General features: G+C 63.0%; 14 protein-coding genes and 1 pseudogene. 5 read left to right on the top strand and 10 right to left on the bottom strand.

Going from position 1 to position 21,811, the window contains the following annotated elements; all coding sequences use genetic code 11:
• Positions 1-208: 208 nt before the first annotated feature.
• The 10 genes and pseudogenes from Q7F16_RS18940 to cbiE all read right to left on the bottom strand — a co-directional run bounded on the left by Q7F16_RS18940 (position 209) and on the right by cbiE (position 9,553).
• Complete coding sequence (locus tag Q7F16_RS18940; RefSeq protein ID WP_046064377.1) at positions 209-1,588, bottom strand: PepSY-associated TM helix domain-containing protein; 1,380 nt, start codon at positions 1,586-1,588, stop codon at positions 209-211.
• 166 nt (positions 1,589-1,754) lie between these two features.
• On the bottom strand, positions 1,755-3,881 hold the full coding sequence (locus Q7F16_RS18935; RefSeq protein ID WP_046064378.1) for a TonB-dependent copper receptor: 2,127 nt from the start codon (positions 3,879-3,881) through the stop codon (positions 1,755-1,757).
• Between the two features lie 83 nt (positions 3,882-3,964).
• Entirely contained in the window at positions 3,965-4,342 is a 378-nt protein-coding gene (locus tag Q7F16_RS18930) for a DUF2946 domain-containing protein (RefSeq protein ID WP_186651177.1), read from the bottom strand.
• Between the two features lie 57 nt (positions 4,343-4,399).
• Positions 4,400-4,879 carry a copper chaperone PCu(A)C gene (locus Q7F16_RS18925; RefSeq protein WP_046064380.1) on the bottom strand — a complete coding sequence of 160 codons (480 nt, stop codon included), beginning with the start codon at positions 4,877-4,879 and terminating at the stop codon, positions 4,400-4,402.
• A gap of 46 nt (positions 4,880-4,925) precedes the next feature.
• Positions 4,926-5,324, bottom strand: a complete 399-nt coding sequence (locus Q7F16_RS18920) for a DUF2946 domain-containing protein (RefSeq protein WP_046064381.1) — start codon at positions 5,322-5,324, stop codon at positions 4,926-4,928.
• Between the two features lie 152 nt (positions 5,325-5,476).
• Positions 5,477-5,677, bottom strand: a complete 201-nt coding sequence (locus Q7F16_RS18915; RefSeq protein WP_409556728.1) for a helix-turn-helix domain-containing transcriptional regulator — start codon at positions 5,675-5,677, stop codon at positions 5,477-5,479.
• Between the two features lie 234 nt (positions 5,678-5,911).
• A pseudogene (locus Q7F16_RS18910) lies at positions 5,912-6,040 on the bottom strand (DUF6124 family protein); the annotation flags it as partial.
• 492 nt (positions 6,041-6,532) lie between these two features.
• Complete coding sequence (locus tag Q7F16_RS18905) at positions 6,533-7,255, bottom strand: cobalt-precorrin-6A reductase (protein WP_409556729.1); 723 nt, start codon at positions 7,253-7,255, stop codon at positions 6,533-6,535.
• A complete protein-coding gene (locus Q7F16_RS18900) occupies positions 7,252-8,349 on the bottom strand; it encodes a cobalt-precorrin-5B (C(1))-methyltransferase (RefSeq protein WP_409556730.1) in 1,098 nt (365 codons plus the stop codon). The genes Q7F16_RS18905 and Q7F16_RS18900 overlap by 4 nt, the downstream gene beginning before the upstream one ends.
• The gene (gene cbiE, locus Q7F16_RS18895) at positions 8,342-9,553 is read right to left on the bottom strand and encodes a precorrin-6y C5,15-methyltransferase (decarboxylating) subunit CbiE (protein ID WP_409556731.1); all 1,212 of its coding nucleotides are present in this window, start codon (positions 9,551-9,553) and stop codon (positions 8,342-8,344) included. The genes Q7F16_RS18900 and cbiE overlap by 8 nt, the downstream gene beginning before the upstream one ends.
• A gap of 417 nt (positions 9,554-9,970) precedes the next feature.
• Between cbiE and cobG the strand changes: the two genes are divergently transcribed.
• The 5 genes from cobG (at position 9,971) to Q7F16_RS18870 (ending at position 21,801) form a co-directional block, all read left to right on the top strand.
• Positions 9,971-11,290: a precorrin-3B synthase gene (gene cobG, locus Q7F16_RS18890; RefSeq protein ID WP_409556750.1), complete on the top strand. Its 1,320-nt coding sequence runs from the start codon at positions 9,971-9,973 to the stop codon at positions 11,288-11,290.
• Positions 11,283-11,909, top strand: coding sequence for a precorrin-8X methylmutase (locus Q7F16_RS18885; protein ID WP_014336374.1), 627 nt, complete (start codon positions 11,283-11,285; stop codon positions 11,907-11,909). Before cobG ends, Q7F16_RS18885 begins: the two co-directional genes overlap by 8 nt.
• Positions 11,909-12,640 carry a precorrin-2 C(20)-methyltransferase gene (locus Q7F16_RS18880; RefSeq protein WP_018608198.1) on the top strand — a complete coding sequence of 244 codons (732 nt, stop codon included), beginning with the start codon at positions 11,909-11,911 and terminating at the stop codon, positions 12,638-12,640. The genes Q7F16_RS18885 and Q7F16_RS18880 overlap by 1 nt, the downstream gene beginning before the upstream one ends.
• Complete coding sequence (cobJ, locus tag Q7F16_RS18875) at positions 12,640-14,340, top strand: precorrin-3B C(17)-methyltransferase (RefSeq protein WP_409556732.1); 1,701 nt, start codon at positions 12,640-12,642, stop codon at positions 14,338-14,340. The genes Q7F16_RS18880 and cobJ overlap by 1 nt, the downstream gene beginning before the upstream one ends.
• A gap of 405 nt (positions 14,341-14,745) precedes the next feature.
• Positions 14,746-21,801 (top strand): TcdA/TcdB catalytic glycosyltransferase domain-containing protein, encoded by a 7,056-nt coding sequence (locus Q7F16_RS18870; RefSeq protein WP_409556733.1) that lies wholly within the window; start codon positions 14,746-14,748, stop codon positions 21,799-21,801.
• The last annotated feature ends 10 nt before the right edge of the window (positions 21,802-21,811 follow it).

Genomic DNA, 21,811 nt, shown 5'->3' with positions numbered 1-21,811 from the left:
AAACACAGTCTCATTGTGAGAGCGGGCTGTGTGGGAGCAAGGCTTGTCCGCGATGAAAACGACGCGGTCTCTTGAGGACCGCAGCGCCTGGATCGCGAGCAAGCTTTGCTCCCACACAGCCCGCTCCCACAGTTTGAACTGTGTTCGTGGTTTGGAAAGCGGTCGCGATTGTAGAGGTTTCGCACCGCCTTCCGTTAACGCACTGTCTTCAGCTTGAAGATGAAGCAATCTCAGGCTGGCGATTGAGCCGGGTGACGAGGCGATCCAGCAACCACACCACCATCAGCGACGCCCCCACCAACGGAAATACCACCGCCAGGGCCAGCATGATGAACACCCCGGTCTTCCAGGTCGGCAGGTCGTGACGCAGCGGCGGCACGCCGAACTTGCCCTCTGGCCGGCGCTTCCACCAGATCACCAGGCCACTCACGGCGCTGAGCAGGATCATCAGGCAAATCAGCAGCACGATGATCTGGTTCAGCGGGCCGAACATCTTGCCTTCGTGCAGCATTACCCCGGTTTCGGTGGCACGGGCCACGACGCCGTAGTGCTCCCAGCGCACATCGGCCAGGACCTTGCCGGAGTACTGGTCCACGTGCAGGGTGGCGTCGTTGCGCGGGTCGTCGGCAAACACGGCAACGGTGAATACACCGCTGGCAGTGGTCGGCAGGGTGATGCTGTACCCGGGCGTGACCTGGCGTTCAGTGGCGATGTCCTGCACCGCTTTCAGGCTGACAGTCGGGGCGGCGGGGCCTTCGTGCATGCCGCCGTGGCCCATGTGCTCGGCATGGTCGCCGGACATCGGCATCGGCGTGTTTTCCACCGCCCACGGCACGGTCTGGCGGTGGGCGTTGTTGAGGCTGCCGGCCTCGACGTCGGACTTGGGTACGTCATTCCACATCGCCGCTGGGAAGCGGTTCCAGAGGTCGGCGTATTGCTTGCCCCAGAAGCCGGTCCAGGTCATGCCGCTGAGCAGCATCACCAGCAGGAAGGCCGCGCCCCAGAAACCGACGACCACGTGCAGGTCACGCCAGAACAGCCGACCGCGCGCGCTCCAGCGTGGCCACAGCACACCGGCCGATGATTGCCCGCGCGGCCACCACAGGTACAACCCGGAGACCACCAGCACCACGCCCCAGCCGGCGGCCATTTCCACCAGCCGGTCACCGACCGTGCCGATCAGCAGCTCGCCGTGGATGGCCCGGGCCATGGCTTGCAGGTTGTTCTTCGCATCCTGCTCGCCGAGGACATCACCGTGGTACGGGTCGATGAACACATTCAGTTCCCGACCCTGGTCGATCACCACGAATTGCGCGCTGCGCTCGGCATTGACCGGTGGCAGGTACTGTTTGACCTGGCCTTCGGGGTAGGCCTGGCGGACTTGCTTGAGCAGGTCGTCCGCCGCCAGGGTGTGATGCCCGGCCGGCACGTTCAGCAGGCTGGCGTACATCAGTGGATCGAGTTGCGGCTTGAACAGGTAAATGATCCCGGTCAGGGCCAGCATCACCATGAACGGCGCCACGAACAGCCCGGCATAAAAATGCCAGCGCCAGGCCAGGTTGTAGAAATTGGGTTTCGGTTGGCTCATCAGAAAGCGCTCCGCAGGGCAAATGGGGTTGTTATGTTTTTGGCGGTTGCTGCGCAACCGATCGCGGGCAAGCCTTGCTCCCACAGGTATTCCCATTGCTGAGGGAGCACAATTTGTCCCTTAGCCATGACAAATACTGTGGGAGCAAGGCTTGCCCGCGATGCTTTTAGAAACTCATATCCACCTTGGTCCAGAGCGTGCGCCCCGGTTCGTTGATGGCCTGCGGGTCGCTCGCCGGGTAGCCGAACCCGGCGTTGCCGGCCAGGTTCAAGTGCTCGGCGTAGGCTTTGCCGAACAGGTTGTCGACGCCGCTGCTGACCTTCCAGTGCTGGTTGATGCGGTAGGCACCGTTGAGCGAGAACACGCCGAAGCCGGAGCTTTTGCCGTAGTCCTTGCCCACCACGTTGCCCTTGTTCTCGTCGACCCGGTGCTGCGCCGCCACCACACGCCACAGGGCGCCGGCGCTCCAGCGGTCTTCGCTGTAGGTCAGGCCCAGGCGTGCATCCAGCGGCGGCATTTGCGCCAGGGCGCTGCCGTCGCTGCTGTTCTTGCCCCAGGCGTAGGCCAAGGTGGCGTCGGCTTTCCAGCGCTCGCTCAGCTTGTAGGCCGCACCCAATTCACCACCCATGATCCGTGCATCGATGTTCTCGGCCCGCGAGGTAGTGCCCATCATCCCAGGGGTGTAATCGAACAGGATGTAGTCGCGCACCTGGCCGACATAACCCGACGCCCAGGCTTCGAGGGTTTCGGTCTTGTACTGCAGGCCGAAGTCGAGCTGGGTGGTTTTCTCCGGTTTGATCGCGTCGAAGGCATTCAGCGAGCCGCTGGGGCCGACATTCGCCGAGAACAGCTCCCAGTAGTCCGGGAAGCGTTGCGCGTGACCCACGCCTGCATAGAGGGTGGTGGGGCTGTCGTCCAGGTCATGTTCGTAGCGGACGAAACCGCTGGGCAGCGTGTCGGCACGGGTGTCATCGGCGGTGGGATTGGGGCGGGCCGACATGCCGGACCCGATGCTCTGGCGGTAGTCCTTGGCCGAGGCACGGTCGAGCCGGGCGCCGGTGGTCACCCTGTCGCGGTCGGCGGCGTACCAGGTCAGTTCGCCGAACACGCCGTAATTGTGGAAGTCGGCGTCCTTGGTGTACGGCAGGTCCTTGTAGGTGTCCACGCCCATGCTGCTGCGTTGGCGATGCTCGTTGGTCTGGGCGTCCAGGCCGCTGATCAGTTGCACATCGGCCCAGCGCCAAGTGGCCTTGATGCGGGCGCCGAGGGTGCGGCGGTCGACGTTGGAGGCCATGGGCCCAGCCATCATCCCGGTGCCGGACGGCGTGCGCAGCGTGTAGTTGTCCATCACGTGGTCGGCGTAGTTGTAGTAGACCTGGGCCTCGACCTTGTCCAGCACCTCGCCGATGTTCGAGCGCTCGAAACGCAGCCCGAGGCTTTCGCGCTTGAACTGCGAGCCGTCCATGCCGCGCCCGGCGTAGCGCGCTTCACCGTCGCCCTTGCCGGCGGTCAATTCCAGCAGGGTATCGGCGTCCGGGGTCCAGCCGAGGGTGACGTCGCCATTCCACTTGTCATAGCGCGACGGCACCGTGTCGTTATTGCCGTCGCGGTAATCGTCCGAATGCGCGGTGTTGCCGATCACCCGTACATACCCCAGCGGCCCACCGGCGGCGGCATCCACCACTTTGTCGAAACGGCCGTTGGAACCGGCCAGCACACTGGCGTTGACCCGGGTGCCGAGTTCGCCGAACTGTTCCGGCTCGCGCTCGAACAGCACGGTCCCGGCCGATGCGCCGGGGCCCCAGAGCACGGTTTGCGGGCCTTTGATAACCGTGAGCTTGTCGTAGGTTTCCGGCGATATGTAGGACGTCGGCGCGTCCATCCGGCCTGGGCAAGCACCCAACAGCATGCTGCCGTTGGTGAGGATGTTCAGCCGCGAGCCGAACATGCCGCGCAACACCGGGTCACCATTGGTGCCGCCGTTGCGTACCAGGGCGAAGCCCGGAATGGTCTTGAGGTAGTCGCCGCCGTCACTGGCCGGCACCGGTTGGCGCGGGTCCTTGGGGTTGGTGACGACGGTCAGGGGCGAGCTGGGGGCGATGGCGGTGATGACCGTCGGGCTCAGTTCTTCAATCTGATTGTCGTGATGCTCGTGCTCATCGGCGAATACGAGTGGAGTGAGCAGCAGGCCGCACAGGGCGGCGATGGTCTGGCGTAAACGAACCCGTGGCTCGTTCAGTGGGCAGCGAACCTGGGCAGCGCCCAAAGCGATGTCAGCAGAAAACCTGGACATGATAATTCCATCGAACAAACGTAGACGACACGGTCGGGCAGCCTGAAGCTGTCTTGTACGACCGGGGTGAGTAAGTGTCGGGCTTACGCGTCGAGGGGCGGTGCGCGGGTGCGGGCACCGGGGAAGAACGCAGGCCGGGCATGGCCCAGGCGTGGGGAAAGGCTGGTGTAGGTGTTGGTGTGGGGTGTGTCGAAGACCGCGAAGGTGTGACCGCCAGGCAGTGCGGGGCAATTGAACAGCAGGCTGCAATAGCCGCATTTTTCCCACAACGCATGGTGCTCGCTCTGGGGCGGGCAGTGTTCGGCTGCCGGCGCTTCGTGCGCCGACATGTCCATGCTCATCTCCATGGACACAGGCATGGACATGCGCTGACCCATCGGCATCGACTGGGAAATCAGCGGACCGATAAAGATCATCAGCATGGCGAACAGGCTGATCCAACTGCCGCGGGTCAGGCTCATGGGCTGACGGCGGGGCATGGACTGCCTGGCGCGAAGAGGTTGCACGGGCGGCTACGACTACTGGGCGTGCATGTGCGTCTTGGTGCCGTCGGGTGCTTTTTTCTGCACCGCAACCTCGACCGTGACATCCCCCGCTTTTTCGAAATGCAGGGTCATGGCAAAGCGTTTGCCATCGCTGAGCAGGCTGCGGTCCTTCAGGTCCAGCAGCATCACGTGATACGCCATCGGCGCGAAGGTGACGGTCGCACCGGGGGCGATATCGACGACGGGCACCGGCTGCATTTTCATCAGGTCGTTTTGCATCACATGCTCGTGGAGTTCGGCCTTGCCGGCAATCGGCGAGTCGACGCTGAGCAGCTTGTCGGCGGTCGTGCCGCCGTTGTGAATCACGAAATACGCGGCCACGGTCGGTGCGTTGGGCGGCAACTCCTGGGACCACGGATGGGCGATCTCAAGCTCGCCCACCTTGTACTGGTGAGCCTGGGCGAAGCCGACGGGAAGCAATAGGGCAGCCAGCAGGATAAGTCTGTTCAACATGGCAATTCTCCGGAACGATTCAGGGCGCAGTTTTATGCGGGAAGAATCAGGCCAGAGGCGAGGCGCGGGGATTGAGGCTGGGCCATTGCTGACGTGGCGTGGGGCTGTCGAGCTTCGAATGGACGGCACTGCGATGGGCCAGCTGTGCATCCAGATACAACTGCGGGACATGCCCGGCGAGCGCCACCAACGGCGCTGAACCTGAGCAGCACCAGCAATGTTGCATGGTCGAGTGATTGTCTTTCTGTGGCGTGCCCTGTTCGAACTTGCCCAGGGACACCGCGACCATTTTCGTGCCGCTGGAGGAACAGAAGCTGCCCCACAGCAGTTGCTCGGCTGGCGAATTGGCGGTTGCACCGCCACTGTTGGAAAGCGGCATGGCAAGCATGTTGAACAGCACTGCGAAGCAGGCGATCCAGGCAAATGCAAGCCGTTGTCGGGACATGGGGCAATCCGCTCGATGGGCGATCAGGTGGCGGTATTTAGCCTGATCGGGGTTGAGAAGTAAAAAGGCCACGTGCGGTGTAGGGTCGCAGGGCTGGTGTTAACAGTAGCAACAGATCTTCGAGTGAGTGCTTTTGTGGCGAGGGATTTTGATCAGTTGGTACTCGATTGTTCTATATCTTCATTAAGAGTGGCTTGCATCATCCCTTTTGCCTGTGCGACGTCGTTAAGGGTCGCGCGAATCAGTATCCCATCACCGGCATCCTCTTCGAAACAGGCAACCAGATAAGCGACCATTTCCTCATATGTATTGAGATAGGTTGCAGCGTCGAAACGCGTGAGTTTTTCGACCATGACTGACTCTCCATTGGTAATGTCATCCACCTTCTGACGGTGCATGAGATCCTTGTGGCGAGGGAGCTTGCTCCCGCTGGGGCGCGAAGCGGCCCTAAGCCGGACATTGCGGTGTTTCAGGAAAATAGCGTTCACCTTCTTTGGGTCTGCTGCGCAGCCCAGCGGGAGCAAGCTCCCTCGCCACAGGGGTTGGGTTTGACCAATCGTTTTTGATCAAACCCAAGGTCCTGTCGCTTATCTCGGATCGACCACATCCAGCGCCCGATTTGCCAACAACTGGCTCAACTCAATCATCTGCTGGACCCCTTGCGCGATATGTCGTCGCGAGCCCTCCAGATCGAATGCCAGGTCGCTGAGCATGGCTGGCCCCTCATCGAGAGTGTCGCCCGGGTCTGAAGGGCGCATGAGATCCTTGTGGCGAGGGAGCTTGCTCCCGCTGGGGCGCGAAGCGGTCCTAAAACCGGACATTGCGGTGGTTCAGGAAAATAGCGTTCACCTTCTTTGGGGCTGCTGCGCAGCCCAGCGGGAGCAAGCTCCCTCGCCACAGGGCGGCGGCTGTACGCAGGTTAGTCTACCGGGGAGTCCAGCATTACCGGCGCGCCCAAAGGCGCCCTGCGCACAACCACCATCAAGTGCAGGGATGAAATACCTGACTGACGAAGCTTGTGAACCCGCTGAAAACCTCGGGCGACTAAACCCGATCACTGAAGGGCAGTGACGGGAATCAAGTTACCGAGGGCCTCCAAGGCGCACAAGCCGGCGGATTCTGGCGTAGTTGTAGGCAGCGACGTAAGGTGATGTAGCCTGCTGACGTAGTTCTGACAGGACAGGCTTGTAGGACGGTGCAGTTTTCTGTCAGATCAACTGCCGCAGCCCCCGCAACACCTCATCCACCGTCCCAAACTCCCGATCCACCCCCGCCAACACCGGCCGCTTCAACACCAACACCGGCACCCCCCGCTCCCGCGCCACCTCCAGTTTCGGCTCGGTGGCCGTGCTGCCGCTGTTCTTGCTCACCAGCACATCGATCTGCCGCTGTTCGAACAGTTCGCGTTCACCGTCAATGTAAAACGGTCCACGGGCACCAATCACTTCGCAGCGCTCGTTGCCGGGGTAAACGTCCAGGGCGCGCAGGGTCCAGAATTGCTCTGGTGGGATTTCATGCAGATGTTGCAGGGGTTCGCGACCGAGGGTGAAGAGGGGGCGATGGAAGGGTTTCAGGGCCTGGATCAGTTCAGCCCAGTCGGCCACTTCGTGCCAGTCATCGCCGGCCTGGGGTTGCCAGGCCGGGCGGCGCAGGGCCCAGCAGGGGATGGCGCAGGCGCGGGCGGCGTGGGCGGCGTTGTGGCTGATCTGGGCGGCGTAGGGGTGAGTGGCGTCCAGCAGCAGGTCGATGCCCTCGGCGCGGATGAATTGCGCCAACCCTTCGGCGCCGCCATAGCCGCCGACGCGGACCTGGCAGGTCAGGTCGGTGGGGATGCGACCGATGCCGGCCAGGCTGTAGATGTGTTGGGGGCCGAGGGTGCGGGCGATGGCCAGGGCTTCGGTGACGCCACCGAGCAGCAGGATACGTTTCATAACAAGGCTCCGGCGTGGCCGACAATTCCACCTTGGCGGTCGATGGCGAAGACTTCGACCTGGACCTGGGGCGGCACCACACTGCGAGCGAAAGCCAGCGCATGCTCACACACCGCGTCGCCGAGGGCGATGCCGGCGGCGCTGGCCATGGCCAAGGCTTGCTGGCTGGTGTTGGCCGCGCGGATGCCTTGCTGCAACGCCTCATCGGCACCGATGGCGGCGGCCCACTCGGCCAGTTGTGGCAGGTCGATGCTCGAGTGACGGCTATGCAGGTCCATGTGGCCGGCGGCGAGTTTGCTGATTTTGCCAAAGCCGCCGCAGAGGCTGAGCTTTTCCACCGGCACCTTGCGCACATGTTTGAGCACGGCACCGACGAAATCACCCATTTCGATCAGGGCGATTTCCGGCAGGTTGTAGACCCGGCGCATGGTGTCTTCGCTGGCGTTGCCGGTGCAGGCGGCGATGTGCAGATAGCCGTTGGTTTTTGCCACGTCGATGCCCTGGTGGATCGAGGCAATGTAGGCCGCGCAGGAGAACGGCCGGACGATGCCGCTGGTGCCGAGGATCGACAGGCCGCCAAGGATGCCCAGGCGCGGATTCATGGTTTTCAGCGCCAGGGCTTCGCCGCCCTCGACATTGACCGTGACTTCGAAGCCGCCGGCGTAGCCGCTTTCCTCGGCCAGCCGACCCAGGTGGTCGTTGATCATTTTGCGCGGCACCGGGTTGATTGCCGGTTCACCGACGTTCAGCACCAACCCTGGTCGCGTCACCGTGCCGACGCCGCGACCGGCGACAAAACGTACACCGGGCTCGGTGATCAAGCGCACCTGGGAAAACAACAGGGCGCCGTGGGTCACGTCCGGGTCATCGCCCGCGTCCTTGATCGTCCCGGCTTCGGCGCCCTGTTCGGTCAGCCGGCAGAACTCCAGGCGCATCTGCACCTGCTTGCCCTTGGGCAGTACGATTACCACGGCATCGGCTTCGGTGCCGCGCAGCAGTAATCGAGCGGCCGCCAGGCTGGTAGCCGTGGCGCAACTGCCGGTGGTCAGGCCGCTGCGCAAGGGGGCGGGTTGTTCGGCGGTTTCGTCACGCATCGAGAGGCTTGACCAGGTCGAGCAAGGTAATTGGCAGAGCCTGGCGCCAGGTGTCGAATTCGCCCAACGGCTGGGCCTGGGCGATGTGGATGCGGGTCAGTTCGCCGCCGTGACGTTCGCGCCAGTGCATCAGGGTCATTTCGCTTTGCAGGGTCACGGCGTTGGCGATGAGCCGACCGCCGGGCTTGAGTTGGGCCCAGCAGGCGTCGAGCACGCCTTCGCGGGTGACGCCGCCACCGATGAACACCGCGTCCGGCCGCTCCAGGTTCTCCAGCGCCTGGGGGGCTTTGCCGCGAATCAGTTGCAGGCCGGGCACGCCGAGGGTGTCGCGGTTGCGTTCGATCAAGCCTTGGCGGCCTTCGTCGGCTTCGATGGCCAGGGCCCGGCAACTGGGGTGGGCGCGCATCCACTCGATGCCGATGGAGCCGCTGCCGGCGCCGACATCCCAGAGCAGCTCGCCGGGGGTCGGGGCGAGGCGGGCGAGGGTGATGGCGCGCACGTCGCGTTTGGTCAACTGGCCGTCATGTTCGAAGGCGGTGTCCGGTAAACCGGCCAGGCGCGACAGGCGCGGTGTCGACGGTTCGGCGCGACATTCGATGGCGATCAGGTTCAGGTCGGCGACGGTGTCATCGGACCATTGCGCGGCGTAACCGTCGATCCGTCGTTCCGCCGCACCGCCCAAATGCTCCAGCACAGTCATGGCGCTCGGGCCGAAGCCGCGCTCGCGTAGTAGCGTTGCCACGGCGGCGGGGCTGTGGCGGTCGTTGCTCAGCAGCAACAGCCTGACACCTGTGGATAAATGCCCATTGAGCGCCGCCAGGGGCCGCGCCACCAATGACAGCGTGACTACGTCCTGTAGCGGCCAACCCATGCGTGCCGCCGCCAGCGAACAGGAGGAGGGCGCGGGGATGACCAGCATCTGATCACTCGGCACCTGTTTCGCCAGGCTGGCGCCCACGCCGTAGAACATCGGATCGCCGCTGGCCAGCACGCACACCGGCTCACCCTGCCGAGCAAGCAGCGGTTCCAGGGAGAACGGGCTGGGCCACAGCTCCCGTTGGCCGCGGATGCACAGCGGCAGCAGCGCCAGTTGCCGGTCGCTGCCGACAATGTGTGACGCCCGCAGCAAGGCATGGCGAGCCGTTCGGCCCAGGCCCTTGAAGCCGTCTTCACCGATGCCCACTACGGTCAGCCAGGGGGTCATCTCTGTTCCTCGAATAATTGGGTTGATCGACAGGCGCGTTGCCGCCGCGAACCGGGCCGCCATCATACCGCGCCCCGGCGGATCAGGCGCCTGGCGCAACACCATCTTCACCGCCAGACTGCTATCGCGAGCAAGCTCGCTCCCACAGTTTTGATTGAGGGTGTTCACAGAACTTGGGTCCGCCACAAATCCTCTGTGGGAGCGAGCTTGCTCGCGATAGCGGCGGTCCATTCACATTGCCGTCTCAGGCAGACCGCCTTCGCGAGCAGGCTCGCTCCCACAGTTTGGAGTTGGGGGCGTTCGGAAATTGTGTGTCCGCCGTCAGCAATCCGACCGGCAAGCTTTTCATGACCCCCGGCAAAGCAGGCATAATGGCGGCCTTCGCCGATGCGGCGTTTCTTATTTGTCGGTTTTCCCTTGAACGAACGTCCATCCTCCAACGTCGTACGCCCCTCCGGTTGCCCGGGGTTGCTGCGTGTCGTCCAGGCGCTGGACGGGGGGATCTGTCGGATCAAGCTCGATGGCGGTGCCATCCAGGCGGATCAGGTCGACGTCGTGGTGTCGGTGGCCGAGCGGTTCGCTGCAGGCGTGATCGAGGCGACCAACCGGGCCAACCTGCAAATCCGCGGGATCGGTCCTGGGCACGACGCGCTGATCCAGCCATTGCTGGCCGCCGGGCTTGGTCCGCGCAAGCCGGCCGGCGATGACGTGCGCAACCTGATGCTCAGCCCTTCGGCCGGGATCGACCGGCAGATGCTGTTCGACACCCGGCCGTTGGCGGCGCAGATCCTCTTCACTCTGCAAACCCATGAACGCTTCCCTGAGTTGTCGGCCAAGTTCGCCGTGCAACTGGACGGTGGCGAAGCGTTGGCGATGCTCGAACATCACCACGACCTGTGGTTGTCGGCCCTGGTCCGTGATGGCGAGCCTTGGCTGGCCTTCGGCTTGGCCGGTTGCCCATTGGATAAACCGGCAGGCAGGGTGCCCCTGGCTCAGGGGCATGCCTTGGTGGTGGCGGTGCTGGAGCTGTTCCTCGACCTGGCCCGCCCGGACCAGATCCGCATGCGTCACTTGCTGGCTGAAATCCCCAGCGATGAATTCATGACCCGATTGGCCCGCCGCGTGCCGCTGCAAACTTGCCTGGATTGGCAGCGGAGCGTGTCCATCGACGGACTGCACATCGGCGTTCATCCCCAGCACGACGACCGTGTCTACGTCGGCGCGGCGGCGCCCCTTGGCCGACTCGACGCCGGCATGCTGCGGGGAGCGGCGCAATTGGCGCGGGAGAAGGGCGACGCAAGCCTTCGTTTCACCCCTTGGCAAAGCCTGCTGCTGCCCAACGTGCGCCGCGAGGACACCGACGAAGTGCGGGCGCGGCTTGAAGGATTGGGCCTGTTGTGCTCGGTCGATCAGCCCCTGGCACAACTTATCGCCTGCACCGGTTCCCGTGGCTGCACCAAGGCCCTGGCCGACACCAAGGCCGACGCCCGTCAACTGGCCGAGCTGCTGCAACGCCAGGGCCAGACCCTGAAAGTCCATCTGTCGGGCTGCCCGCGTTCCTGCGCGGCAGCCCATATCGCGCCCATCACCTTGCTGGCGGTCGCCCCCGGTCGTTATGACCTGTATTTTCGCGATGCCACGCTGCCGGGTTTCGGCGCGTTGCAGGCACACAATCTGACTATTGAAGCGCTCGGCCACTGGCTCGACGCTCGCCCCCGGAGCCCCCTTGATGCTTGATTACATCCGCGACGGTCAGGAGATCTATCGCAACTCCTTCGCGATCATCCGCGCCGAAGCCAACCTGGCGCGCATTCCGGCCGACCTGGAAAAACTCGCGGTGCGGGTGATCCACGCCTGCGGCATGGTCGAGGCCATCGATGGCTTGCAGTTTTCCGAGGGCGCGGGCACGGCCGGGCGCCAGGCACTGGCCGCCGGTGCACCGATCCTGTGCGATGCGCGGATGGTCTCCGAAGGCGTGACCCGGGCTCGTCTGCCGGCCAACAATCCGGTGATCTGCACCTTGCGCGACGAGGGCGTGCCGGCATTGGCCCTGGAACTGGGCAACACCCGTTCGGCGGCAGCGCTGGAGTTGTGGCGCCCGCACCTGGAAGGCAGCGTCGTGGTCATCGGCAACGCGCCGACCGCGCTGTTCTACCTGCTGGAGATGCTCGATGCCGGCGCGCCGAAACCGGCACTGATCCTCGGCTTTCCGGTGGGCTTCGTCGGCGCCGCCGAGTCCAAGGCGATGCTGGCGGCCAACAGCCGCGGCGTGCCGTTCGTGATCATGCAAGGCCGCCTGGGCGGTAGCGCCATGGCCGCCGCCGCTGTCAACGCCCTCGCTACGGAGATTGAATGATGCAGCAGCCTGGACGTCTGATCGGCCTCGGCGTGGGCCCCGGTGACCCGGAACTGATTACGGTCAAGGCCCTGCGCCTGCTGCGCGAGTCGCCGGTGGTGGCGTACTTCGTCGCCAAGGGCAAGAAGGGCAATGCCTTCGGCATCATCGAGGCCCATTTGCAGGACGCGCAGACGTTGCTGCCACTGGTCTACCCGGTCACCACCGAAGCGCTGCCGGCGCCGCTGTCCTATGAACAGGTGATCGCCGACTTCTACGACACCGCCGCCGAGCAGTTGGCCGTGCACCTGGATGCCGGTCGCGACGTGGCCGTGATCTGTGAGGGCGATCCGTTCTTCTACGGCTCCTACATGTACCTGCACGATCGCCTGGCCGAGCGCTATGAGGCCCAAGTCATTCCCGGTGTGTGCTCGATGCTGGGCGGGGCCTCGGTACTCGGTGCGCCGCTGGTCTATCGCAACCAGAGCCTGTCGGTGCTCTCCGGCGTCTTGCCCCACGATGATCTCAAGCGTCGCCTGGCCGACGCCGATGCGGCGGTGATCATGAAGCTGGGGCGCAATTTCCCCAAGGTTCGCCAAGTGCTTCAGGAATTGGGCATGGACGGACGGGCGCTGTATGTCGAGCGGGCGACCATGGCCAACCAGAAAATCGTGCCGTTGGATGAAGTCGAGCCGATGTCTTCGCCGTACTTCTCGCTGATCATCGTCCCGGGCGAACGGTGGCAGGGTTGATGACTTCTACCGCGCCGGCCATCGTCATCCTCGGCCCGGGCAGCCTCGCAACGGCCCGGCGGATCCAGCAACGCTATCCCGACGCCTTGATCCACGGCCTGGCCGGGCGAGTCGAGGGCGCGGATCGCCAATACCTCGAGTTCGGCGCGACGTTGCGCGAGCTCTACCAACAGAACACGGCGATCATCGCCCTGTGCGCGGCCGGCATCGTCATCCGCACCCTGGCGCCGCTGTTGCTGGAAAAAGGCGTCGAGCCGCCGGTGCTGGCGGTGGCCGAGGATGGCAGCGCCGTGGTGCCGCTGCTGGGCGGTCTGGGTGGGGTCAACGTCATGGCCCGGGAGATCGCGGCAATGCTGCAGGTGGCGCCGGCGATTACCACCAGCGGCGAATTGCGTTTCGGCACCTGCCTGCTCAATCCGCCAAGTGGCTACAGCCTTGGCGACCTGGAGCAGGGCAAGCGCTTCGTCTCCGACTTGTTGGCCGGTGAACCGGTGCGCATCGAAGGTGCGGCGCCGTGGTTGGATCAGGCGCAGTTGCCGCAAGACCCGCAGGCGCGGCGCACGATTCACGTCGGCCATGCCGAGCGTGAGGCGAGCGCCCATGAACTGCTGATTTATCCGCGCAGTGTCGCGGTGGTGGTGAGCGCCGAGATGGCTGACCTGCCGGGTGCCGTTCGTGCGGCTTTGCAGCAAGCGAAAGTGGCGCTTCAGAGCCTGGCGTGCCTGGTGGCGGCGGATACGCTGATGGCCAGTGCTGCCTTGCGTGAAGCGGCGCTGGAACTCGGGGTGGCGCTGCGCTTTGTGGCGACGACGGGCGATGCAGCCAGCTTGGCGCGCAGTTCGGTGCCGGCGGCGAACATCCTTTCGGCGACGGACAACCTGGCCATCGCCGTTACCGCGCAACCCTTGGAGGTGGCCCAAATCGGTCGCCCGCGGGGACGCCTGGCAGTGATCGGCCTGGGGCCGGGCGCGGCCGAACTGATGGTGCCGGCTGTGAAGGCCGAACTGGCTCGGGCCACCGATGTACTTGGTTACGAAACCTATGTGCGCATGGCTGGCCCGTTTCGCGACGATCAAGTGCTGCACTGCACCGACAACCGCGAAGAAATGCAGCGCGCCCGACACGCCTTTGAATTGGCCGCGCAAGGCCGTTCGGTGATCGTGGTGTCGTCCGGCGACCCGGGGGTATTCGCCATGGCGGCGGCGGTGCTCGAAGCGTTGCACGAGTCCAGCGATCCGGCCTGGCATCAGGTGGACCTGGAGATCCTGCCCGGTGTGTCCGCCTCCCTCGCCACCGCGGCCCAGGCTGGTGCGCCGTTGGGGCATGACTTCTGCGTGATGTCGCTGTCGGACAATCTCAAGCCCTGGTCGATCATCGAAAAACGCCTGGACCTGGCGGCCGAAGCTGATCTGGCGTTGGCTTTCTACAACCCGATTTCCCGTGCGCGACCGTGGCAATTGGGGCGAGCACTGGAGATCGTCGCCCAGCACCGCACGCCAGAGACGCCGGTGGTGTTGGGGCGCGACATCGGTCGTCCGGGCCAGACCCTGCGTGTCACCACGTTGGGGCAACTCACGGCCGAGCAGGTGGATATGCGCACCATGGTCCTGATCGGCTCCTCCACGACCTGTGTGTTCCCACGCGCGTCGGGTGGAAACTGGGTGTATACGCCACGTTGGTATGGGATCAAGCCGGCCTGAACCGTGACATTGAGGGCATGTTTTTTGTGGCGAGGGGATTTATCCCCGTTGGGTTGCGAAGCCGCCCCTCGCCACAGAAGTCATGCAGACTTGAAGTGAACGGCATTCACTTCCTGAACGGGGCTTTTTTTTATTTGTCGCCCGTATAAATAAAAGAGCAAGTTGTTGTCCTGATGCTTCTTTGAAATGCATTGAAAGCCTTCCCGTTTGAACTGCTGGGTTTTAAGCGTTAGTTTGCGTGCCTGATAGGTTTTCGGTGTGCACTTGTCAGTGCTTGGCATAGGTTTAGTTGTCGCCAAGTTAAAAAATATCAATGGAGTGAACGTTCGCCAGAGCACTATCTGGCGACAATGCTTTTATACGCCTGTTCTTTTTCTAGCGGACAGGCCAGGGAGTGTCTTTTTCATGCAGGAAGCAAACATCAATACGGGTGACAGTGCGCTCGGTTTCATCAGCCTTTTCAAATTGGCCGACCTCGAAAGGGCACTGTTGCCCTACAAAAACACTGAACAATACGATGCGGTCATTCGTTATTACTTTGCCTGTATCGGTATGCCGGATTCCCATCGGCTGCTCGAGCCACTGGGGCTCTTGAAGCAGACCCTCGCCCAGCTCCTGGGCAATCGCAGGGTCAAGCGCAGCCAGGGCGCGCGTGCGTCGGGCCCGGTCGGAGCCGCGGTGGACTTGCCGCGCATCTACGACAAAGTCGAACGTCATGAAGCGCGCCTTCAGTTCAGTACCGAGCAGATGAAACAGGTGCCAACGGAGGTTCCCAAGACGTTGCACTTTGTCTGGCTCGGCGGCGGACTTGGCAACATTCAGCGCGATTATCTAAATGTGTGGAGAGAGGTTTTGGCCAAGCAGGGCTATACCCTGAATCTTTGGTATGACAGCGATGCGCTGCTGGCCTGGCAAACCAACAAACTGATTGTCGAAGCGGCCAAGGCCGATGTTTTTCTACAAGGGGTGGATGAACGTATTTCCGAAGTTGAACTCGGTGCCTTGTACAACGAGCGGGCTATTGTTCTAAGACACCAGATGCATGCCCATATCAGTGCAGCCGTGGCTAACGGCGGATCAGCCGACGAGGCCCGGATAGACCTACTGTCCCGCGCCTACGGCCAGGATATGCAAGTACTGCGCAAACAGTTGGAACACAATCGTCGCAGTGTCCTGGACATGAACGGCTTCAAGTTGCGTGATCTTGCCACGGGCGAAGTTTCGCTGCAGTTGCAGGATGTCTATGACCGGGAGATGTGTTTGCGCGGCAATATGGCGGCGGCCTCTGATGTGGTGCGCGTTGAGGTCCTGTATGCCGAAGGCGGCAGTTATACCGATGTCGATCATCTTCCGCCGCTGTCGCAAACCCTGGGCCCAGTCGATATCAGCGGTTTTGACCGTGATGCCCGCCTCGGTGTCCTGCAACTGCTGCTGAACAACAACCCCGAATGGATGCCGGGTCGCCAGGCGTCTTCCCGCTATTACACGCACATTGGCAACGAGCATTTTCCGGCGCTGCAAGCCTTCGCGCAGAGCCGGCCAGGCCTGAGCCAGGTCTTCGGGCAACCGACGGATCGGCTTGCCCGTCCCTTCGCGCTGCGGGCCTTGGCCATGGAGCAATCGTTATCCAATGCGTTTCTGATGGCCCATCCGGGTTCTGCGGTCCTCAATAGTGTGATCGAGCGTTTGCGCGCCAACTACGCGTTGATCGATGCCTCGACCCAATTGGCCACTCAGCGCGATATCCCATTGAGTGATGTTGCTGGCATGTTGAGGCTGGTGGAGGAGGTGTTCGAAAAAACCAATGGACCGCTGACCGGACTGTCGATGGCAGACGTGCCGAGCGCGATAGCGCTGATCTCGGCCATCGCGACCCACTTCGGCGATGGCATTCGGTTCGACAGCGAGGGCACCATCTACCTGACGGGGCCCGGCGCCATGCGCGATGGCATGGTCGACTATGCGAAAGCGCACTTGAGCGCCGCCGTGGCCGAGACCCTGCGCAAAGAGGCGGCCATTGCGCCCAACTGGACGGTGAATGGTGCCACCGAAGAGGAGCAGGATCACTCCTGGAAAGAAAATGAAACCGATCACGAGAAATGGGTCAGCAACGAGCAGACGAGTTGGCGTGAGGGGCTGTACAGCACCCGTTACAGCGGTGATATGGCGCAGTTGCTCAGGCACTCGACCATCGAGTTCCAACAGGGCTGGCCGCTGATCGAAGGGCGCGCGGTACTGCTGACCGATGTGCTGGAGCGACTGGTCGAGGGGCTTGGCGAACCGTTCATCGAGGCGATGAGCCAGGGACATGACGGTGAAATCCGCTTCGAGAAACCGCTGCCGCTGAGTTTCGATGATCGCCAACTCATCCGGCGCCAGCCGGCCGATGCGCTGGTTCCGGTGTTCCTCAGCGACGCGCACATGCAAAGCCTGGGGATCGATGAGGTGCTGGGCGATATCGCCAGTGGCGCCCGTCGTCTCATTGAGGCCAGCCCTGTGCAAAGGCTGTCGCTGGGCGTGTTGCTTGGCTTGGATGCCCTGGATAACCAGCGTTTCAGCGCGGCCACCAGTGAGCTGGAGAACCTCGCCAACAGCGTTGTTGAACAGGGCGTGTCTGGCCGTTATGCGGTTATCGAGCGGCAATTGTTCAAGCGCAAGGCGGCCGGATTCATGGACGGCATGTCGAGCGAACCGGCGTATGCGCCGTTGCCTTCCGACAGCGCGCTGGACCTGAAGAAAACCGCCTTGAAAGAGGCAAAGACGCTGTTCCAGTGGGGGCGTCATATCGCACGGATCCAGAAAACGGCGACCCTTGAACATCGTATCCAGGTCGTCGAACGCTCGGCGCAGGTGCTGGACGGCTTCGGCCACAACGGCGTCCAGATGGTCCCCCAGGATTTGCTGCTCGGCAGCGATGGCGAGACGATTGGTGGGCGTTGCTATCCCCTGGCGTTGGTGATGAGCGCGGCGCTTGCCCAGGGTGACGTCGCCTCCGGGCACTTGCGCGAGCGCTTCTTCCTGGCAGTACTCGAACCCGGACAAGCCGACTCCCAGGCCTTTGTGCAAAGCCTGGAAGCCCTGCGGGACGTGTCGCTGGGCGAGGTGGGCACGCGGCTTGGCCAGGCCGACCTGGACCAGGTCACTGCCGCACTCGAAAGACACGTCGCGCCCCGTACGCTGATGCTCAACTCGGACAACCATTCGATGCTGGTGGCCAAGACCGCCAGCGGAGAACGCGCCAGCTATCATTTTTTCGACCCCAATTTTGGCCTGTGCAAATTCGACCATGTGGACGGGCTGCAACGTGCGCTGGAACACTTTTTCCAGACCGAGGGCATGGCTCGCTATTACGCCGCCTATGGTTCTGAAACTCGACCGCAATTCGATCTGATCGACCTGCACAGCGCAAAGATCTCGGCCTTGGAGCTGTCTGACGGTTTCACGGTGGAACACCTGCTCAAGCCCGATCCCTTGCCAGGAAAACCGGCGCTTGAGATTCGCCAGCGCTTGAACAGGGCCTATGGAAAATCCCTGGTCGACAATTCGCACCTGGGCAGCAGTTTGCTGGCGCTGGACAGCCATTGGTGGGGACAGCAGATCGCCCAGGCAACGGTTGGTTTGCAGGCGCTGCATGACTCGCCGACGCCGCTGGTGCCCTTGTTCGAAACGCTGGAGATCACGCCCGAAGGCCAATACCGAGTGAGCTTGATCGATCCCGCGCAACCGCAACAGCAGGTCCGCGTGCTCAGTGACGATCAGCGCCTGCTGCGGATCAAGACCTGGCTGTCGGAACAGTTCTCGACCCTGGCGCGCCAACCTGTGCAGACCGGTGGCGTCGTGGATCCGACCGAGGCCGGCAGTGTCCATACCCTCAACGCAGGCTTCACCATCCAGGCCTTGATGAACGCCTTGCGCGGGCGGGAAGGGAATGACCGAACGTTGACCACTGCCGTGCGCCTGCATGCCTACGTCAACTATGCGCAGTTGGTGCATGGCAATGTCATGGACGTGGCGGGCCTGGTGCAGTTGGCTCGCACCGCCCTGGCGGAAGAACGGCTCATTGCCGGCACGTGTGCGCCGGTCGTTGGCCAGGCGCTGGGGCATGCGGCCAACGAAGGCGTCGGCGCGGTGTTGGGGCTGGCCAATGTCGGCTTTGATATCTATCAACTGAAGACGGCGCAAACCGGCATCGAAAAAGCGCAATTCGGTACCCAACTGACATTCGACTCTGCCAGCCTGGCCTTGACGGCGGGCGGTGTCGGGGCGGGGTTGGCCGGGGCATCGACCGCTGCGGCGGTGCTCGGTGGTGCGGGCGTGATTCTGGGTGGGGTGGCGGTAGGGGTGGCCGCCCTGGCCCAGGGCTTTGCCACCATCGCTCGCGAGGCACGGCAAGTCGGTCAGTTTTTCGACGACCTGGAACAGGCCTATCGCGGTGACGCCTACCACTACGATCACACGCTGTCCGCGTGGGTGGCACGGCCTTCACTGATCGTCAGAAGCATCGACTTGACGGAGGGGACATTACAGCTCGACAGTCCGAAGCTGTATCCCCTGCATGATCATTTCGGGGTGCCGGGCTTCGATCCCGATGAGGCGCGGGCGATCGACATCCGTCGAGAACTGGGGCTGCCCGGACGGATCGGGTTCGCCCCGCCCGCAGGACAACCCATCGTGTTGCCCTGTACGCCGCAAACCACTTACGGCTATGAATACAAGGCGCTGCCCTTCGCCCGCTGGCGCCATGATCCTGGCTTCGACACGGCCCGGCGGCTGGAGAAGAAGCAAGCGGACGGCACCTGGCTGTTCTTGTTCTCGTTCTATTCGTTTCCGTCCGACTACATTCTCAATCGCCTGAGTCCGGTGTATGGCGAAACGGTCATCCGGGTGAACCTGGATGCGCTGGAGCGGACACTGGTGATTCCCGTGCTGCCAGAAGCCTGGCACGGAAAGTTGTCCTATCGGCTCAGGGGCGCGGGTGCGCGCTGTACCGTGACGCTCAATCCCGGGGTCGATATCAGCCTTGTCGCACCGAACCAGACGTATTGCCGCTGGGTATTGCAGGCCACCTGGGCCAATGACCGAGATATCCAGGTTTCGTCTTCCGACGAGCTGTACATCGGCAACGTCCGTGTCACCCGAATCGGCCGGCAGGAAGTGCTGATTCGCACGGCCGACCAACTGTTCAGTGTCACCCAGGGTAAACGTCAACTGGACCTCCTCGAGCAGACGGTGCCTGAAGGGCTCGATGAACAGGCGCTGCTTGACCACTACAAGGGCCTGGCGCGCGAGCATCGATTGACGCTGCCCTATACGCCGGTCCATCACTATCTGATCCCGTTCGAGGATCCCCGGCAACCGCGCTACACCACGGCCTGGTATGACGCAGGCGAAGACCGCTTTCTCTATATTCGCGACGACATGGCGGTGCTCGGCGACCCTCAGCTGTCAGTCGTCATGGGCACGTCGGCGTATTTCTACGATCCCGACGGGTTCCAGATCTGGCAGACGGATTGCGCCACGGGTTTGCTCAAGTGTCGCTACCTGTTGTTGCTCCAGGAGGGGCAAAGCACCATTCGCAGCCTGGAAGCGGATGCGCAAGGGGTGATTCATGTGGTGCAGGAATACCTCCTCGATGATCAAACCGTCCGGCAATACCGCTACCTGATTCATGACGGGCAATTGCTGTTGAGTTCTGTTACTTACGACACGGCGCCGCAACTGCAGGCACTGCTGTTGACCAGCGATACCCTGACCGAGTGGTCGTCCGTACTCGGCAACTTTCTGCGGCTGCCCCCCGGGCCTTCGAATAACGGGGCGACGACTGTCGATTGGCAGCCGGCTTCGTACGTTTCGATCTGCTGGACGATTGCGCCCGATTCCCGAGACCTGGCGTGGGTACGCAGCAGCGATCGACGGCTGATCCTTGCGCAACCCGCCAGGCCTCATCCCCGTGGCTGGGATGACTCGATCAAGAACCTGGACGGGCTGATGTTATTGCCGATGGCCGACGACAGCGATGTGTTCTTCGTTTACCAGCGCATCACCCCCAACCAGACGCTCTGCCGACTGCAACGCAGCGTGTATGACGGTCGGGCGATGTGGACCCTGCAATGGGTGCAGCCTGAGGGGCTCAAGCAAATCCTGGCCGTCGACGGGGGGTATGTGGCGCTCGATGAAAACGGGTTGTTTTTCAACCTGGGCGCGCAAGAAACATTGCAGTTTGCTGGCGTGAGCGAACAGTGGCTCAAGGGGCGCGCCCGATGGTGGCAGGCTCTGGAGCCGTTGGCCACGCGCTACCCGGGCAAGGATTTTGCCATTGCCGGTCTGCGCAACGTCGCCGGTGACGGCAACCTGTGTGCCTGGTATGTGAACAGCCGATTGTTGTTGTGCGATCCGGGACTCGACAAGGAAGTTCGTTTGCTTGGCGTGACGCCCGACAATCAGTCGGTCTGGCTGTTCGATCAGTCGAGCGGTGAAGTATTGAACCAGGCATTCTTCGACCCGCAGCGGCTTGACCAGGCATTCGGCACTGGCTCGCAATTGTTGCCGGGCGACAGCCTGCCGGCGTATCAACGGGAGTGGGCGAGCTGGCGGTTTGCCGAGGTCACGCTTGAGGGCAGCGGCTTGCGCGGGACCAGCGTGGACGGCGTGGCGCTGGCGCTGCGTTATCAGGAAGCGGGGACCATCACCGGGGTCAACCACGACTGGGTGAGCGCCCAGGGCGAACACCTGGTCGAAGCCCTCCAGCGCCTGCTGGAGCAAGCGCAGCATGCGGAGTTCGTGTCGGTGGAATCGGAGCCTGGAAGCCTGCAATGGTATGACGTGCAAAGTGCCCGGCTGCTGCGGGTGACCGGCAAAAACCTGCCCAGGAACTTTACCCTGCTCGGCACTCAGGCTCAGGTTAACGTGCTGCTGCACAAGCATCAGGATGGACGAGTGCTCATCTATCCGGACAAGCGCAGCATCGGGCCGTTCGATTATGTCCAGCGCAACGCCCAGGTGCTGGTCGTCGAAGGGGCGAAGGTCGGCCGCGATCTCTTGCCGCTGATTCCCGATGAGGTCAACACGTTGATCCTGCGCTTGGGCCAAGGCGCGGTGACGTGTCATTTGACGAAGACGGAGTGGCTGAAACTGGACTCGGTCATTGTCGACTGTCGACATGCCCTGGGTGAACCACCCGCCACGGCAAGCACATTGATCTGGGCATTCGATGAGCCTGGAAAACTCGTGTTCGAGATCGTCCAGGCGCATCTGGTCATTGTCGATCCGGACAGTGAACACTGCCTGATCTTGCGTGATGTGTGTTCCGCCGACCCGGACTTGCGCGGTGAACTATGCCTGGGCTTCAACGCTGCGCAGGCCCGCCCGGTGTCGACGTTCGTGGCACGGTTACGGGACCTGGGTGGGGTCGGCAGTGCAACCCTGAAGGAGCTGCTGGCGCCGGCGCCGGTCGAAGGCTAGGCGGTCCACC

Source organism: Pseudomonas sp. Lb2C2 (genome assembly GCF_052112205.1).
GTDB lineage: Bacteria > Pseudomonadota > Gammaproteobacteria > Pseudomonadales > Pseudomonadaceae > Aquipseudomonas > Aquipseudomonas kilonensis.
This window is presented reverse-complemented; position numbering and strand designations above follow the sequence as displayed.

Excerpts from the sequence above, each read along its gene's own strand:
- Q7F16_RS18940 (WP_046064377.1), bottom strand. The coding sequence starts at position 1,588 with ATGAGCCAACCGAAACCCAATTTCTACAACCTGGCCTGGCGCTGGCAT.
- Q7F16_RS18935 (WP_046064378.1), bottom strand. The coding sequence starts at position 3,881 with ATGTCCAGGTTTTCTGCTGACATCGCTTTGGGCGCTGCCCAGGTTCGC.
- Q7F16_RS18930 (WP_186651177.1), bottom strand. The coding sequence starts at position 4,342 with ATGAGCCTGACCCGCGGCAGTTGGATCAGCCTGTTCGCCATGCTGATG.
- Q7F16_RS18925 (WP_046064380.1), bottom strand. The coding sequence starts at position 4,879 with ATGTTGAACAGACTTATCCTGCTGGCTGCCCTATTGCTTCCCGTCGGC.
- Q7F16_RS18920 (WP_046064381.1), bottom strand. The coding sequence starts at position 5,324 with ATGTCCCGACAACGGCTTGCATTTGCCTGGATCGCCTGCTTCGCAGTG.
- Q7F16_RS18915 (WP_409556728.1), bottom strand. The coding sequence starts at position 5,677 with ATGGTCGAAAAACTCACGCGTTTCGACGCTGCAACCTATCTCAATACA.
- Q7F16_RS18905 (WP_409556729.1), bottom strand. The coding sequence starts at position 7,255 with ATGAAACGTATCCTGCTGCTCGGTGGCGTCACCGAAGCCCTGGCCATC.
- Q7F16_RS18900 (WP_409556730.1), bottom strand. The coding sequence starts at position 8,349 with ATGCGTGACGAAACCGCCGAACAACCCGCCCCCTTGCGCAGCGGCCTG.
- cbiE (WP_409556731.1), bottom strand. The coding sequence starts at position 9,553 with ATGACCCCCTGGCTGACCGTAGTGGGCATCGGTGAAGACGGCTTCAAG.
- Q7F16_RS18885 (WP_014336374.1), top strand. The coding sequence starts at position 11,283 with ATGCTTGATTACATCCGCGACGGTCAGGAGATCTATCGCAACTCCTTC.
- Q7F16_RS18880 (WP_018608198.1), top strand. The coding sequence starts at position 11,909 with ATGCAGCAGCCTGGACGTCTGATCGGCCTCGGCGTGGGCCCCGGTGAC.
- cobJ (WP_409556732.1), top strand. The coding sequence starts at position 12,640 with ATGACTTCTACCGCGCCGGCCATCGTCATCCTCGGCCCGGGCAGCCTC.
- Q7F16_RS18870 (WP_409556733.1), top strand. The coding sequence starts at position 14,746 with ATGCAGGAAGCAAACATCAATACGGGTGACAGTGCGCTCGGTTTCATC.